The organism is Halopseudomonas xiamenensis (genome assembly GCF_014219065.1).
Lineage (GTDB): Bacteria > Pseudomonadota > Gammaproteobacteria > Pseudomonadales > Pseudomonadaceae > Halopseudomonas > Halopseudomonas xiamenensis.
On sequence record NZ_JACLGO010000035.1, the window covers coordinates 25,648 to 40,272 of the forward strand.

General features: G+C 59.3%; 14 protein-coding genes and 1 tRNA gene. 9 read left to right on the top strand and 6 right to left on the bottom strand.

The features are described from left to right. Window positions 1–23 precede the first annotated feature (23 nt). The 4 genes from nuoM (at window position 24) to H6X51_RS17865 (ending at window position 5,488) form a co-directional block, all read left to right on the top strand. Window positions 24–1,553, top strand: coding sequence for an NADH-quinone oxidoreductase subunit M (nuoM, locus tag H6X51_RS17850; RefSeq protein WP_185268823.1), 1,530 nt, complete (start codon window positions 24–26; stop codon window positions 1,551–1,553). A gap of 22 nt (window positions 1,554–1,575) precedes the next feature. Continuing rightward, entirely contained in the window at window positions 1,576–3,033 is a 1,458-nt protein-coding gene (gene nuoN / locus H6X51_RS17855) for an NADH-quinone oxidoreductase subunit NuoN (RefSeq protein ID WP_185268824.1), read from the top strand. Window positions 3,034–3,162: 129 nt separating this feature from the next. Next, window positions 3,163–3,474, top strand: a complete 312-nt coding sequence (locus H6X51_RS17860; protein WP_185268825.1) for a DUF2388 domain-containing protein — start codon at window positions 3,163–3,165, stop codon at window positions 3,472–3,474. Between the two features lie 97 nt (window positions 3,475–3,571). Next, on the top strand, window positions 3,572–5,488 hold the full coding sequence (locus H6X51_RS17865; RefSeq protein ID WP_185268835.1) for a DUF7844 domain-containing protein: 1,917 nt from the start codon (window positions 3,572–3,574) through the stop codon (window positions 5,486–5,488). A gap of 76 nt (window positions 5,489–5,564) precedes the next feature. Here the strand turns inward: H6X51_RS17865 and H6X51_RS17870 are convergent. Then, window positions 5,565–5,651, bottom strand: a tRNA-Leu gene (locus H6X51_RS17870). A gap of 278 nt (window positions 5,652–5,929) precedes the next feature. On the opposite strand from H6X51_RS17870, the gene H6X51_RS17875 reads away from it, so the two are divergent. After that, a complete protein-coding gene (locus H6X51_RS17875) occupies window positions 5,930–6,331 on the top strand; it encodes an antitoxin Xre-like helix-turn-helix domain-containing protein (RefSeq protein ID WP_185268826.1) in 402 nt (133 codons plus the stop codon). Window positions 6,332–6,369: 38 nt separating this feature from the next. Continuing rightward, complete coding sequence (locus H6X51_RS17880) at window positions 6,370–7,020, top strand: RES family NAD+ phosphorylase (RefSeq protein WP_185268836.1); 651 nt, start codon at window positions 6,370–6,372, stop codon at window positions 7,018–7,020. A 55-nt stretch (window positions 7,021–7,075) separates the two neighbouring features. Here H6X51_RS17880 and H6X51_RS17885 read toward each other — a convergent pair whose 3' ends face one another. The 4 genes from H6X51_RS17885 to H6X51_RS17900 form a co-directional block, all read right to left on the bottom strand. Then, the gene (locus H6X51_RS17885) at window positions 7,076–7,393 is read right to left on the bottom strand and encodes a DUF3325 family protein (protein ID WP_185268827.1); all 318 of its coding nucleotides are present in this window, start codon (window positions 7,391–7,393) and stop codon (window positions 7,076–7,078) included. Further along, on the bottom strand, window positions 7,386–9,068 hold the full coding sequence (locus tag H6X51_RS17890; RefSeq protein WP_185268828.1) for a PepSY-associated TM helix domain-containing protein: 1,683 nt from the start codon (window positions 9,066–9,068) through the stop codon (window positions 7,386–7,388). Before H6X51_RS17890 ends, H6X51_RS17885 begins: the two co-directional genes overlap by 8 nt. A gap of 10 nt (window positions 9,069–9,078) precedes the next feature. Next, entirely contained in the window at window positions 9,079–9,375 is a 297-nt protein-coding gene (locus tag H6X51_RS17895; RefSeq protein ID WP_185268829.1) for an iron uptake protein, read from the bottom strand. 232 nt (window positions 9,376–9,607) lie between these two features. Further along, window positions 9,608–11,758, bottom strand: coding sequence for a TonB-dependent siderophore receptor (locus H6X51_RS17900; protein ID WP_185268830.1), 2,151 nt, complete (start codon window positions 11,756–11,758; stop codon window positions 9,608–9,610). A 505-nt stretch (window positions 11,759–12,263) separates the two neighbouring features. Here H6X51_RS17900 and H6X51_RS20275 point away from each other — a divergent pair. Both H6X51_RS20275 and H6X51_RS17905 read left to right on the top strand, forming a co-directional pair. Continuing rightward, window positions 12,264–12,392 (top strand): hypothetical protein, encoded by a 129-nt coding sequence (locus tag H6X51_RS20275; RefSeq protein WP_268898621.1) that lies wholly within the window; start codon window positions 12,264–12,266, stop codon window positions 12,390–12,392. Next, complete coding sequence (locus tag H6X51_RS17905; RefSeq protein WP_185268831.1) at window positions 12,389–12,949, top strand: hypothetical protein; 561 nt, start codon at window positions 12,389–12,391, stop codon at window positions 12,947–12,949. Before H6X51_RS20275 ends, H6X51_RS17905 begins: the two co-directional genes overlap by 4 nt. A 26-nt stretch (window positions 12,950–12,975) precedes the next feature. Here the strand turns inward: H6X51_RS17905 and H6X51_RS17910 are convergent, their stop codons facing one another. After that, window positions 12,976–13,989 carry a sialate O-acetylesterase gene (locus H6X51_RS17910; protein WP_328795754.1) on the bottom strand — a complete coding sequence of 338 codons (1,014 nt, stop codon included), beginning with the start codon at window positions 13,987–13,989 and terminating at the stop codon, window positions 12,976–12,978. A gap of 39 nt (window positions 13,990–14,028) precedes the next feature. Between H6X51_RS17910 and H6X51_RS20380 the strand changes: the two genes are divergently transcribed. Continuing rightward, window positions 14,029–14,553 (top strand): HIRAN domain-containing protein, encoded by a 525-nt coding sequence (locus tag H6X51_RS20380; protein WP_185268833.1) that lies wholly within the window; start codon window positions 14,029–14,031, stop codon window positions 14,551–14,553. The last annotated feature ends 72 nt before the right edge of the window (window positions 14,554–14,625 follow it).

Genomic DNA, 14,625 nt, shown 5'->3' on the forward strand with positions numbered 1-14,625 from the left:
TCACGCAAGGAAATGATCCCGTCATGATTCTGCCCTGGCTGGTCCTGATCCCCTTCATCGGCGGCCTGTTGTGCTGGCAAGCCGAACGCTTCAGCACTGCCCTGCCCCGCTGGCTGGCGCTGTTGACCATGGGTCTGGTGCTGGTCCTGAGCCTCTGGCTCTGGGCCAGTGCCGACTACTCCCTGGCCGCCGTCACCGACGGTGCGCCGGTCTGGACACTGGAATTCAACCACGTCTGGATCGAGCGCCTGGGCATCAACCTGCACCTGGCGCTGGATGGCCTGTCGCTGCTGATGCTGATCCTCACCGGTATCCTCGGGGTGCTGTCGGTGCTCTGCTCGTGGAAAGAGATCCAGCACCGCATCGGCTTCTTCCACCTCAACCTGATGTGGATCCTCGGTGGCGTGGCCGGTGTCTTCCTGGCCATGGACCTGTTCCTGTTCTTCTTCTTCTGGGAAATGATGCTGGTGCCGATGTACTTTCTCATCGCGCTCTGGGGGCACAGCGGCGAAGGCAAGAAGACCCGCATCAACGCCGCCACCAAGTTCTTCATCTTCACCCAGGCCAGTGGTCTGATCATGCTGGTGGCGATCCTCGGCCTGGTGCTGTTCAACTTCAACCAGACCGGCGTACTGACCTTCGCCTATGAAGACCTGCTCGGCCTGGAAATGCCACCGGGTGTGGAATACATCCTGATGCTCGGTTTCTTCATCGCCTTCGCGGTGAAGTTCCCGATCGTACCGCTGCACTCCTGGCTGCCCGATGCCCACGCCCAGGCGCCCACCGCCGGTTCCGTGGACCTGGCCGGCATCCTGCTGAAGACCGCCGCCTACGGCATGCTGCGCTTCGCCCTGCCGTTGTTCCCCAACGCCTCGGTCGAGTTCGCGCCGATCGCCATGACCCTGGGCCTGATCGGCATCTTCTACGGCGCGATACTGTCCTTCGCCCAGACAGACATCAAGCGCCTGGTGGCCTATTCCAGTATTTCGCACATGGGCTTCGTACTGATCGGCATCTACGCCAGCACCCAGCTGGCGCTGCAGGGCGCGGTGGTGCAGATGGTTGCCCACGGCCTGTCAGCGGCGGCACTGTTCATTCTCTGCGGCCAGCTGTACGAGCGCATCCACACCCGTGACATGCGCGAGATGGGGGGGCTGTGGGCACGCATACCCTACCTGCCGGCACTGAGCATGTTCTTCGCCATCGCCTCGCTGGGCATGCCGGGTACCGGCAACTTCGTCGGCGAGTTCCTGATCCTGTTCGGCAGTTTTGCCAACAACCCCTGGGTAGTGGTGATTGCCACCTTCGGCCTGGTGCTGGCCTCGGCGTACTCGTTGATCATGATTCACCGCGCCTACTTCGGCGCCTCGCGCTCCGGTGAGGCATTGCGCGGCCTGGATACCCGGGAGCTGATCATGGTGCTGTCGCTGGTAGCGCTGCTGGTGGTGCTCGGCCTGTATCCGCAACCGGTACTGGATACCTCCGCAGCGAGCATGGCCGGTGTACAGCACTGGCTCGGTGACGCTCTCTCCAACCTCGTTCCGGCCCGGTAGCAGCTTGATGGAAAATGACGCTATGCAATATACCCTGTCCCACTTCGTCGCCCTGCTGCCGCTGCTGATCGTCGGTATCACGGCCATTGTGGTCACGCTCGCCATCGCCTGGCGGCGCAAGCACGACCTGATCTTCGGCCTCACCGCGCTGGGCCTCAACCTGGCCCTGCTGTCACTGATCCCGGCGCTGCAGGTCACGCCCCAGGAGGTGACCACGCTGATGCAGGTGGACCGCTTCGCGCTGCTGTACATGGGCATCATCCTGGTAGCCACCCTGGCCTGCGCCACCCTGGTGCATGCCTACCTGGGCAAGACCAATACCGGCGAAGGCTTCCCCGGCAACCGCGAGGAAATGTACCTGCTGATGCTGCTGGCCGCGGCCGGCGGCCTGGTGATGGTCGGCGCCTCGCACCTGGCCAGCCTGTTCATCGGCCTGGAGCTGCTCTCGGTACCGGTCTATGGCATGGTCGCCTACGCCTTCTTCAACAAACGCTCGCTAGAGGCCGGCATCAAGTACATGGTGCTGTCGGCGGCCGGCTCGGCGTTCCTGCTGTTCGGCATGGCGCTGGCCTATGCTGAATCCGGCAGCCTGCAGTTCACCGCGCTGGGCGCGCTGGCGGTCACGCCGATCCTGCAGATCGGCTTCGCCATGATGCTCATCGGGCTGGCCTTCAAGCTGTCGCTGGTGCCCTTTCACCTGTGGACGCCTGACGTCTACGAAGGCGCTCCGGCCCCGGTATCGGCGTTTCTCGCCACCGCCGCCAAGGTCGCCGTGTTCGCCGTGCTGCTGCGCCTGTACCAGGTGTCACCGGCAACCAGCGGCGGCTGGCTGAACGAACTGCTGGCGGTCATTGCCATCGCCTCGATCCTGTTCGGCAACCTGCTAGCGTTGATGCAGAGCAACCTCAAGCGCCTGTTGGGTTACTCGTCGATCGCCCACTTCGGTTACCTGGTGATCGCGCTGATCGCCAGTGGCGGCCTGGCCATGGAAGCTATCGGCGTGTATCTGGCCACCTATGTGCTGACCACCCTCGGTGCCTTCGGCGTGGTCACGCTGATGTCCACGCCATTCAAGGGACGTGACGCCGACGCCCTGTACGAGTATCGCGGCCTGTTCTGGCGCCGCCCGTACCTCACCGCGGTACTGACAGTGATGATGCTGTCGCTGGCGGGCATCCCGCTGACGGCCGGCTTCATCGGCAAGTTCTATATCCTCGCCGCCGGTGTCGAGTCGCGCCTGTGGTGGCTGCTCGGCGCCCTGATCCTGGGTAGCGCCATCGGCCTGTACTATTACCTGCGGGTCATGGTTACCCTGTTCCTGGTCGAGCCGGGCCTACGCCGCCACGACGCGCCGATGAACTGGGGCCAGCACGCCGGCGGTATCATGCTGCTGTTGATCGCCCTGCTGGTATTCGTGCTCGGCGTGTATCCGCAGCCGCTGCTGGAGCTGGTCCAGGGCGCCACGCTGGCTGCCCTGTAACTGAACAAGTCCCGGTTCGCCGGGACTTTGTTTATCCAATGGATCGATTTTACCCGCTACGCGGTCAATACTGGGTTCATCCACCGCCTGGGTAGTGGACACATCTACTGACTGAAAAGGATACCTATCATGCAACGCCTCCCCCTGATCATCGCTGCCGGTCTGCTGACGCTCGCTGGCGCCGCCCATGGCAGCAGCTTCATCGGTACCACCGACGCCATCGCCGGGTCCCTGGTCAACACCATCGATGCGACCAGCGATGCCACCTCCGGCAACAACAAGGTGGTACTCGAAGCCCGCGAGGATGCAGCCAGCTTCGTCGGTAGCGATGGCCAGCTGCGCAGCGCCCGCCTGGAAGCGGCTCTGCTGCACATCCGCCAGTCCAATCCCGAGCTGGAAGCGACCGACATGCAACTGGCCGAGGCGATCCTCGCACTGTGATGCATGTCTGACCTCGGTACCCGTTATCCAGCAGCCGTAGCGGCAGGTCAGCTTGGGTAAGGCGCGTTTCATCGCCAGGCATCTGCTGCTCATCGGCATGCTGCTGGGCAGCTCCCTTGCCCAGGCCGGATTGCAGCTGGTGCTGGATCAGCGCCAGCTCACCCCAGGGCAAGTGCAGGCCAGTCAGGCGCTGCTCGCCGAGGCTACCGCGCTGCTGCCGCCCTCGCTGGTACAGCAGATGGATCGCAGGGTACCGGTGCGCTGGAGCGGGCGACTGGCCAAGCCGGTATTCGGACGCGCCAGCGCCAGTGGTACGCTGGAGCTGAACCGGCGCTGGTTGGACGACTTCAGTACCGGGGCTGACGACAACTTCCCGCAGGGACGCCAACACGGCACCCTGCGCCAGGAGTTGCTCGCCACCCTGGTTCACGAGATCGCCCACCTGCATGATCGCGGTCGTTACTGGAGCGATGAGCAGCGTTCCCTGCTGCAACAATGCCGCAGCCGTTATCGAATCCAGGGCAAGGTCGGCCTGCCTGCACAGTGCCGCGGCCAGACCGAGCGCCGTTTTACCTTGAGCGACGATCCGCGCTTTCTCGATCTGGCCGGCTGGCCACAACAGACAGGTCAGCGAGGGGCGCGCGAAGCCGATAACCACCAGGCCTACCGCAGCCCGGACAGCTACGAGCTGCACAGTCCAGCGGAATACCTGGCGGTCAATCTCGAATACTTCCTGCTCGACCCGCAATACCGCTGCCGACGCCCGGCGCTGCATGCCTATTTCGAGGATCACTTCGGCTGGGCACCACCACCGGCGGCAGACTGCGCCGGGGAGCTTCCCTATCTGTATGCCGGCCTGGATGCCCAGCGCCCGGCCCTCGGCTGGCTGGACCCGGAACGTATCTACGCGGTGCACTATCTGCTGGCCGAGCCCAACGAAGAGTGGGTCAGCCGCTGGGGCCATAGCATGCTGCGACTGGTAATCTGTGCACCGGGCCGTGCGCCCGGTCCAGATTGCCTGCTGGACCTGGATCACCATCTGGTGCTGTCCTTCCGCGCCTTCGTCGATGACCTGCAACTATCCAGTTGGGATGGTTTGATCGGTAACTACCCTTCAAGGCTGTTCATGCTGCCATTGCAGAAGGTGATCGACGAGTACACCCGGCTCGAACTGCGTGGCCTCAGCTCGGTACCACTGCACCTGGACGAACAGGCACGGCGCCAGCTCGCCCTGCAGGCCGCCACCCTGCACTGGAGTTACGATGGTATCTACTATTTCATCAGCAACAACTGCGCCGTCGAAACCCTGAAGCTGCTGCGCAGCGGCAGCGCCCTGCCGCAACTGCAGGACCTGGACAGCCTGACGCCCACCGGCCTGCTGCAGCTGCTGCATGCCCGCGGGCTGGCGGATCTGCAGCCACTGCAGGACCGCCAGGCTGCACTGCGCCAGGGCTACTATTTCGACTCCTATCGGGAGCGCTATCAGCAGATGTTCGAAGTTATCCGCCACCGCCTGCAGATTCCCATCGCACGCATGGAAGACTGGCTGGCCAGCCCCGCTGACCAGCGGCAGGCCTGGTTCAGTGCGGCCGACACCCGGTTCACCGCAGCCCTGCTGGTGCTGGAAGAAGCCATCCGACGCCGCCAGATGCTGTTGATTCAGCAGGACCTCAAGCAACGCTTCCTGGCCCCGAACGCCCCGTCGGAACTCACTGAAACCGCTCAACTGGTACAGGGATTATTGAGCGCCAGCAGCTTCCTGAGCCGCCCCGGGGAGCTGTTGAGCGAGGGTTACGGCCTGCCACAACCGCAAGAGTCACAACGTTTCAGCGAGCTTGCCGGGGCCAGACAGGAAGCGCTGCTGGCCCGTGCCAATGATCTGGAGGAGCGGTTGCTGGCGCTGATCGATCCGCAACAACGCCAGCAACTGGACGCCACGAATGACAATATCAGCCTGCTGGCGCAGCAACTGCGCCGATTGCACCAGGAAGCCGGGGGAATTCAGTTGCCCTGAGCGCTTGGGTCGCTCTCCTGATGGGAGATGAAGGCGAGGTGATGGTTCAGGTTGCCCTGCAAGTCATTGATTTAAATGGTGCCCGGAGCCGGAATCGAACCGGCACGATGTTGCCATCGAGGGATTTTAAGTCCCTTGCGTCTACCAGTTTCGCCATCCGGGCTGGCTGGCACCTGGAGTTCGAATAACAGCCTGCATGATGCTTTTAATCGGCCATAACTCCAAGAGATTCAGAATGTTACACACATCATATGACCCTCACAAGGACTTTTTGCCCGGCAGGCCAATAACGCGATTCCCCGGTCATCACCGGTACTACCCCTCTCTCCTTCCCCTTCCATGACAACCCATGCCCAGCCAATCTGCAAACCATCTCCAGACATGCTATTCTCTATTTCAAATCTGCAGACAATCATCTGAAATAGCAAAGCGAGGACTCCCATGTCGCTAGCAGAAGCTCAGAAAAGCAAAGCCGAAAAACCTCAGGGCACCGTTGGCCTGCGCGCTGCCATGAAGATCATGGAACGCTGGGGAGCATCGCGCGAGCAGATGGCGAGGATTTTACGCGTTTCCGGCAGCACCCTGGCCAGGGCCAAGGCTGGCAACGAAGGTATCGGCCTGGATAACGATCAACTCGACAGAATCAGCTACGTACTCAATATCCATGCCACGCTACGTTTGATATTTGACAACCCTGACAATGTGTACGGGTTCATAAAATTGCCAAATAACAACGTCTTCTTCAATGGTCGAGCGCCACTGGATGTCATGACGGATGGCAGCTTTGCATCGCTTTACGAGACCTTCCGCCATATTGACGGGCTGAGGGGGGCCATGTGGTAAGCCGGGAAGATCTGCCGGTGGTCAAACCTGCCAGAGTGATGGGCTACCGGCTGGTCAACTCGAAGTATCCTCCCATCGCCCTGTTCGATGACGTGGCAGACCCGGAAGAGTTCGATGCGCTATATGAACTCCAGGCCCGGACCAATCCTCGCCTGCTGAATGCAGTCGGCCGACTCGAGTTCATTCCCAGGAGCGAGATCCCCTTCGGTATCCCCGGTTGCTCGTATGCAGTGGCGCCCTTCACCCATCTCAACCCTGCCGGCTCCCGTTTCAGCGATGGCAGCTTCGGCGTACTGTATCTGGCGGACACGATAGCCACGGCCCTGGCCGAGGTCCGGTACCACCAGCAGGCCTATTGGGCGGGAGTCGAAGGCCTGGCCTTCGACCGCATCCTGCTAAGAGCGTTATCCTGCAAATTCGATCAGACCGGCATGCTCGACATGACCGGTATTACTCTCGATGACCCGATATATGATCCATATGACTATGGTGCCGCCCGCATCGCCGGAGTGAAATTGAAGCAGGCAGCCGCATGCGGACTGAAGTACAACTCAGTGCGCAGTCCGGGCAATGTCTGCTGGGGCCTTCTGACGCCCAAACCCGTGCACTCGATCGTGCAGACATCACACTACGAGATGATATGGGATGGCCGGCGTATTTCCAGCGTGAACAAGCTTGCCCCGGTTTGAGGTGAGCTACGACCGGCTCAACCGCTGAGTTGCAGTTACAGCAAGCCGCGCGCCCTTATCGAGCGCGCAGAAATACCGGGCAGATCGCGCGCAGCAGCGCCGGACGGTAGCTCAGCGCCATGGCCGTTGCTACGGCGGCAACCGGCAACAGGGTGAACCAGACCAGAACTGCCATGGACGGATGGTCGGCCTTGAAGCAGCACAGCACCGATACCGACAGCGCCAGCCAGCCCAGGGTGCGCAGGTAGCTCGGTGCGACCTCGTCGGCGCTGAACACCTGGCGCCAGTGCGCCGGCAGGGACAGCGCCAGCCAACCGGTCGCCAGACCCATGCTGGCGGCCGCCGCCAGCAACCACAGTCCCGCGTTACTCATAGGCCACCCCACCGATCCGGGCGCTATCCTTGACCTCAACAGGCCTTGCCAGACGGCGGGCCGTGAGTACCGATACCAGTGCACAGGCCAACAGGCTCAGATCGACGCCGGCCACCGCCCAGTAGGGCTCAAGCAGCATGGTCTTGATCAGATGGTCACCCGTGGTGATCCAGTTGAGCAGTACCGCAGCGACACAGAGCAGCGCCACCACCCAGCATTGCTCGCGCCAGGCCGGGTTGTGCCGCGCCTGGGCCACTGGCGCGCTGCGCCACAGCGCATGCAGCAGGCTCAGCAGCCAGGCACCCCAGAACGTCCACTTTTCCCATTCGCCACGGCCAGGCATGGCCTCGGGCAGCAGCCGGTTGGCCACCAGCATGGCGACTACGGCCAGCACCATACCGGTAACCGTGGTGACGGCCATTGCATCAACCAGCCGACAGCCTTGCAGGCCACGCCGGGCGTGCTCCTGCTTGCGCTTTTCAACGAAGAACACAAAGCCGGTGGCAATGCAGATACAGCCCAGCAGACCGCCAGCCACGTACAGCCAGCGCAGCAGCCAGTGCTCGAAGTGCTGCAGATGCAGGCCGGTCAGGAACTGATTGACCGCGCCGACCGGGTCTCTCGCCGGGTCCTCGCGCAATACCTCACCAGTGCTGGCCTTGAAGTGAATGCCCTCCCCGACCAACGCCACGCGGTCACTGCCGGCACGGTAGATGCTGACGTAGCCATTGGCGTCATGCAGATGCTCGATGGTCAACAGCCCGACCTCGCCCGGCATGTCACGGTCAGCCCAGATGCGCTTGGCCTCGGCCACCATGGCATCGACCGAGGCCATCTGCGCCGGCACACCGGCCTCATCGTGGGGTAAGCCGGTATGCGCAGCCTCGATCACCTCATGGCGATCATGCAGCGGTTTGAGCAGGGTGCCGGAGACCGGGAAATAATAGAACGAGGCAAAGATCACCAGCCCGGTAAAGGCAAAGAAGAAATGGAACGGCAACGCCACTACGCCGCTCATGTTGTGCAGGTCCAGCGTGCTGCGCTGGGTGCGCTTACGCGGACGGAAAGTGAAGAACTCCTTGAAGATCTTGCGGTGCATGATCACCCCGGTGACCAGTGCGACCAGCATCACCAGAGCAGCCAGCCCCACCACAAAGATACCCAGATTCTTCCAGTGCAGCTGCAGGCTGTAGTGCATCGGATAGAACCAGTTGCTGCCGATCTTCAACTGGTCATCGGGCAGCATCTTACCGGTGCGGGGGTCGATGGTCGCCCAGCCATGCACGTGCAGATGGTCATCCGTCGGATCCTTGGGCTGGTTGGGGATAGCGAACTCGCCGCCAATACTCAGTACCGGGTCACGGTGAGTCGTATAGGCATAGAGCGAGGCCATGGGCATGGTCTCCGGCGCCGGCAAATCACCAATTACCCGCCTGGCGGTGGCAACCATATCAACCGGATGAGGTTTGAGATCGGCAAATACCTGCTTGAGCAGGTTGTCGTAGGATGGCATCGGCTGCGGCTCGAAGCGAGTATCGGGGATCGCCCAACGATCGATCTCCCGGTCGAATACCGACAGCGCACCGAAAAAGAACGCGACCATCAGCACGAAGCCCAGCACCAGGCCGAACCAGGTGTGTACCCAGGCCATGGATTGGCGGAAGTTATTCAGCATGGCTCTGCTCCTATCCGATGATCATACGCTGCAGCTGCCAGGCGGCAGCCAGCATCAGGGCACTACCCAGCGCCAGCACCAGCCAGACTCGCCACAGGCTGGCTGCGGAAAACGCCCAGAGAAACAGCACCAGATACAGGACAAAGGCCAGGATCATCATCGCCTGCTCGGCGGCATGGTACTCGACCCCGGCCCCATTCAGCACCGCTACACCCAGCGCCACCACGCCCCAGACAAAGGCATAACAGCCAAAGATCGCTGCCAGGATACGGGAAACCACCGCGGCGGGAGACACCCCGGCCATCATGGATTTTGCTCCGGAACGGAAAAGTTCATAGCACTCACCTGCAGGCAGCCCAGCTCTGCACTGAGGTACAGGTTGGGGCGTTGAAAGAACGAAAAATGCACGGACCGTATCCGACTCTGCAGGCCGGATACGGATCAAATATGTGGCGCATGATGATAGAGATTATCATTTCCCTGCGCAAGCAGCAGCCTCTGATCGGTCACCCGAACCTTGCTCCGGGTGACCAACGGGCTTACCAGCTATAACTCAGCCTGGCGGTGAGTTCCCGACCCGGATTGTAGTAATCCGCACTACCGGAACCCACTACATGCTGCTCATCCAGCAAGTTGCTGACATTGACGGCCAGATCCGTGCCCGGGGCAATCTGGTAATTGAAGGCAGCATCAAACAAGGTCGTCGCCTCACTCTCGCCGCTATCATTGAAGTTGTTGAAGTAGTAGCTGCCTACATAACGGGCGCCCAGGCCGACGCTGACATCCGTACCCGGTACACTGTAATAACCCCAGAGCGAAGCCGAGTGCTTGGGCGCGGAGACGAATTCGTTGCCCTTGATCGATACGAACCCTACACCCCATACATCCAGTGCACCACGAAGCACCTCGGTGTCCATATAGGAGTAGCCGCCAATCAGACTCAGGTTCTCGGTCAGCTCGGCCTTGGCCTCCAGGTCGAGGCCACGTACCCGCTGCTCACCCACGGTCTGCTGTTCGATGACCCCGTTCGGCTGCACCACCGCCGTGGCGACATCGTCCTGGGTCAGTTCGTAGACAGCGGCAGAGAACAGCGCATTCATCGCCACCGGCGAGTACTTCACACCCAGTTCATACTGGCTACCCCGCTCCGGGGTAACGCCAACCTGAGGTGGAGAAACGGACTCGACCATGCTGACATAGGCAGAAATCTCGTCATTGACGATATAGGTCAGCGCGCCGCGGAAAGAGTTTTCCGAGAAGCTGTCCGAGGACTTGGTAGAGTAGAGGTGATCTGTTTCGGAAACATCCATGGAGTCATGGCGCATGCCAAGCGTGAGAATGAAACGCTCGTAGAACGACAGGTTCTGCTGCAGGAATACGGACTTGATGGTGCTGTCCTGATCCTTGTTCTGGTAGACCTTTGGAGACGAAATACCGCTATATACCGGGTTGCTGGTGTCGATCTGCCCAACGTCACCACCCGATGAGAGGCCATATACCGATACATTTTCGGAAGAAGAATCGAGATACTCCACCCCCACAATGGTGCTGCTGTCGATATTCTCGAAGCGTGCATCGTACTGCAGCATCAGGTTGCCGTTGAGCTGTTCGGCCTCAGTATCGGAGCCCAGGTAACCTCGATCAACCAGCGTGCTGGTGCGGTCTACATTGTCACTGATATAAACATAGCCATACTCATCGCTCAGGTCACTGTGACGCAGATTGCTGCGTAGCGTGAAACCATTGTCGAAATCATGGCTGAAGCTGGCGCTGATATTGGTGCGCTCGACATCGTGGAAGTTGTAGCTCGGCTCACCGAAGAACTCGTCGCGATCATATTCCCGGTCTTTCGGGTAACCACCGCTGTTGGGTGTACTGTCCCGACGCAGATGATCCACTATCAGCGTGGCCGAGGTAAAGGCGGTCGGCTCCCAGGTCAGACCACCCATAGCGAAGCCGTTGTCATCCTGGGAGTGATCGTACTCACGCTCGCTGCCCTGAACCTTACCGGTGAGCCGGTAGGCCAGAGTCTCGCTGCCATTCAACGCACCACCCACGTCCACACCCGCTTCCTTGTGATCAAAGGAGCCATAGGTGACGTACCCCTGACCGATACGCTCGAAACGCGGCCGCTTGCTGACGAAGTTGACCGAGCCGCCCGGGTCTGCCGGCCCAAACAGGGTGGAGTTGGCGCCACGCAGCACCTCGATGCGCTCATAGGCGAAGGGTTCCTCCCGTACACCGCGCATCGAGCCCAGGGTCAGGCCGTCCCGGTAGGTGGTGGCCTGGAAGCCCCGGATCTTGAAGTAGTCGTTGCGATCATCGGTACCGTAATAATCGGTGATCAGACCGGGGGTGTACTGCAGTACTTCTTCGGTAGTGCTGGCGCTGCGCTGCTCTATCTCCTTCTGAGTGATGACCGAAACCGAGGCCGGGGTATCGAGGAGACTGGTCGCGACCTTGCCACCTACCCATAGCTCCTTGGCAACCACCGAATTGGCATCATCATCAGCCGCCACCTTGGCGTTGACGATAATGGGCGCGAGACGGAATGCCTCGTCACTCGCAGTGGTCTCCTGTGCAAAGCCGCTCAGGGGCACAGCAGCCAGCGGCGCGCAAAACAGAACCGCACCGGTCGTGCGTTGCCAGGGTGTGCGGGCGGGAATCAGCCGAGTCTTAGTGTCAGTCATGCTCAATACCTTTCCTTTGGATCAGTCAGAAATGCACCACGCTCTGCAGGCATGCATTGTAAGTAAATGTGTAAAGGGTGTTGCGGACGGGAGTATAAAGTAAAAGCTGTAAAGAACGATAATCGTTCTCATAGAAAATCTGGAAACATGCGCACCGGCTCGCTCCATCAGCGCAGATTGATGCCCGCTGGCGCAGGGTGACCGATTGATGTTGCGGAAGTGACTGTAAAAACCAGTCATAGCAAAAAGGCCCCGCAGACTGACGTCTGCGGGGCCTTTATACTGGAGGCCGAGGTCGGAATCGAACCGGCGTTCACGGCTTTGCAATCCGGCAAAAAAGCCTTTTAAATTCAACACGTTATAGATAAATCGTGTCCGCACGATTACTGGTTATGGTGTTCTGGGGGCCTTTATTCATGCGCCACGCCCGTCCAGTTGCGGAAACGATTTACCTGCTCCTTTTCCTCCCTCCTCGGCCCTTTTGCCAATCTTTCCTGGAGTACAAATGCAGCTCTACGAAATCGGCGCCGGCATCACTGCCCTCCTGCTGTTCGGTGTGACCCCGCAATTTTGCGGAACGTTTTTTGGGTTAAGATTGCCCGCAGGGACAGCGTGCGCACAGGAAAAACCGTGAAGCGACCAATATTAATCTTATCCTTATCAGTGCCGGCTTTTTTGCTTGCCGCCGGACTGATTCTTGGCAGCTTTCCGGAAAACCATTTCCCTGCTGCTGGCATTACTATGTCGGTCGTGGCCACAGTTGTTACTATCCTGGTGTCCGGCGCGAATGCTTCCAAAGCATGGAGTGCTCAGCGCAAAGGAATTGAGCCGTATGAGCCTATCTCTGCCAAGCGCATGAAGCTATTTTCCAATGTCACCCTCACTAGCGACCCGTACCAGAATATCCAAAGACAGCTGGATGAGCTGTACGGAAAGCATGAGAACCTTGCCGATTATGTAGATATGCGTATTGAACAAGTATTCAACTATGCACAGCTAGCTCATGAACGACTGACAGAGCATGAGGAGGTAACCCTTCCTATGATCTTGGCCTCACAGTCAGGAATTATCATTGCGGGCGCAACGCTGTCCCTTGCTGGAGCTGTTGCCCTGTTTGCTCCAGACCAGCTTTATGAAGGGTTTTCCGGCCTTATTGAGCTTGCAAGTCAGATGATTATCTCATTGTTGTAGCCGGCTCCAGCAGTGCCGGCCTTTAATCAAAGGCCCAACCTGACAACAGGTAGCTCGAATGCGGGAGCGACATTGAATAGCTGATAATCCGCTCCATCTATCGACACGACATCTGGAGCACTGTCACGGAGATTGCCCGCCCCTTCCATTCCGCCCGAAACCGAACGACCCGCGCCGGCGTAGTCAAGCGCATAGCGCACGCTCGAGGCGCCCTGAGGTTCCGATGCGAGGGCAATCACAACATCTCCCCCTTGAATCACAATGCTCAGGATAGTGAGCACGCCCAGGTCATCCCGCACTTGGAATCCATAATCCGTCGCCGCAGCAAGCTGCTCCGTATCCAGCCGCATCGGCGGGTGCGGCACATCGAAACGCACTCGAACTACAGTGCCGGAGAGGACCGCCGAGATCGGCATCAGGCACTCTGGCTGGTATCCCTGCAAAAGCGCGTCGTGCGCTCGCCCGAAGTAGGCACCGTTGAGTTTTGCTCCCACGTTTGTGAAGTGGATATTGCCGCCGTACGGGAACCGATAGCTGGATGTGACAGCGAATATCCGGTCACTGTCGCGCGCAGCTCCATCATTCTTACGGGAATATGCGGTGACCTGACTGATAAGCATAGGGATGGGTTCAGATTGCCCCGAGACGGCCTGGGCGTCTGTTTCAATATCCGACTGCAGATTCTCCAGCATGGCCCGGTAAGTTCCGTATGCGGTCTCTTGATTAGCGTCGGCCTCTCCTTGTATCCACCCTATGTAATGACACAAATAGTCGGACCCTGTATCCACCCCAGCCTGAACCTGCGCGATCAGGTTGGGATACCAAGATGCCCCCTTTTGCAACTGATTTATGCGATACGACCCGCGCCCACCGGTTGAGGCCAGTATCACAAGGTCACTTGGCATCACGCCCCTAATGGCAGCGAGTGTAGATGCGTAGTTTGCCGCCCCGGAGCACTGTGTTTCACCTAGCGGGACACCCGCGCCACCACTACCCCCCGTGTCGTCATCGTCCTCTACAGTGATAATCATCCCAGACATCGCCGAATTATTGGCGAGCTATACAAAGATGACGAATCGGTGAAATTCAGATATTTGAAAGAAACTGAAGATTACAGGCTCGCTCTTGAGGAGGGGTTTATCGGCTTCCCTGCATTCACCAAGTCATCAACTATATTTGATGATGCGCTTGACGCATTTTATACCCGACTCCCGCCAAGAAAGAGAGCGGATTTTGGTAAGTACTTGTCACAGTATGGCTTGCCGGAGAACTTCAATGGCTCTCATATGGCGCTGCTCGGTTACACAGGTGCGAGGCTGGCCAGCGATAGTTTCGAGCTTTGCCCTGATTATTCAGATGTGACCGCGCCTGCAGATATATTAATGGAAGTAACGGGCGCTCATTATCATGTAGAGTTGGCACGCCTTCCTCCTCCAGGTGAGCAGGTTGAATTTTTGCCTGAACCCGACAACCCTCATGACAAAAACGCAATAGCTGTGATTTATAGAGGCGCCAAGATCGGTTATATCAACAAAACGACCGCGATAGGTTTTAACAAGATGCTGACCACTATGGATGTTAGCGGCTGCATACTTAATTTGTAGAAGTTCAGACTTGATCTGACAGTTACCGAGTTTTCTGGCTGCGACTGTCAGGTCAAATTCAGCCTATCGATT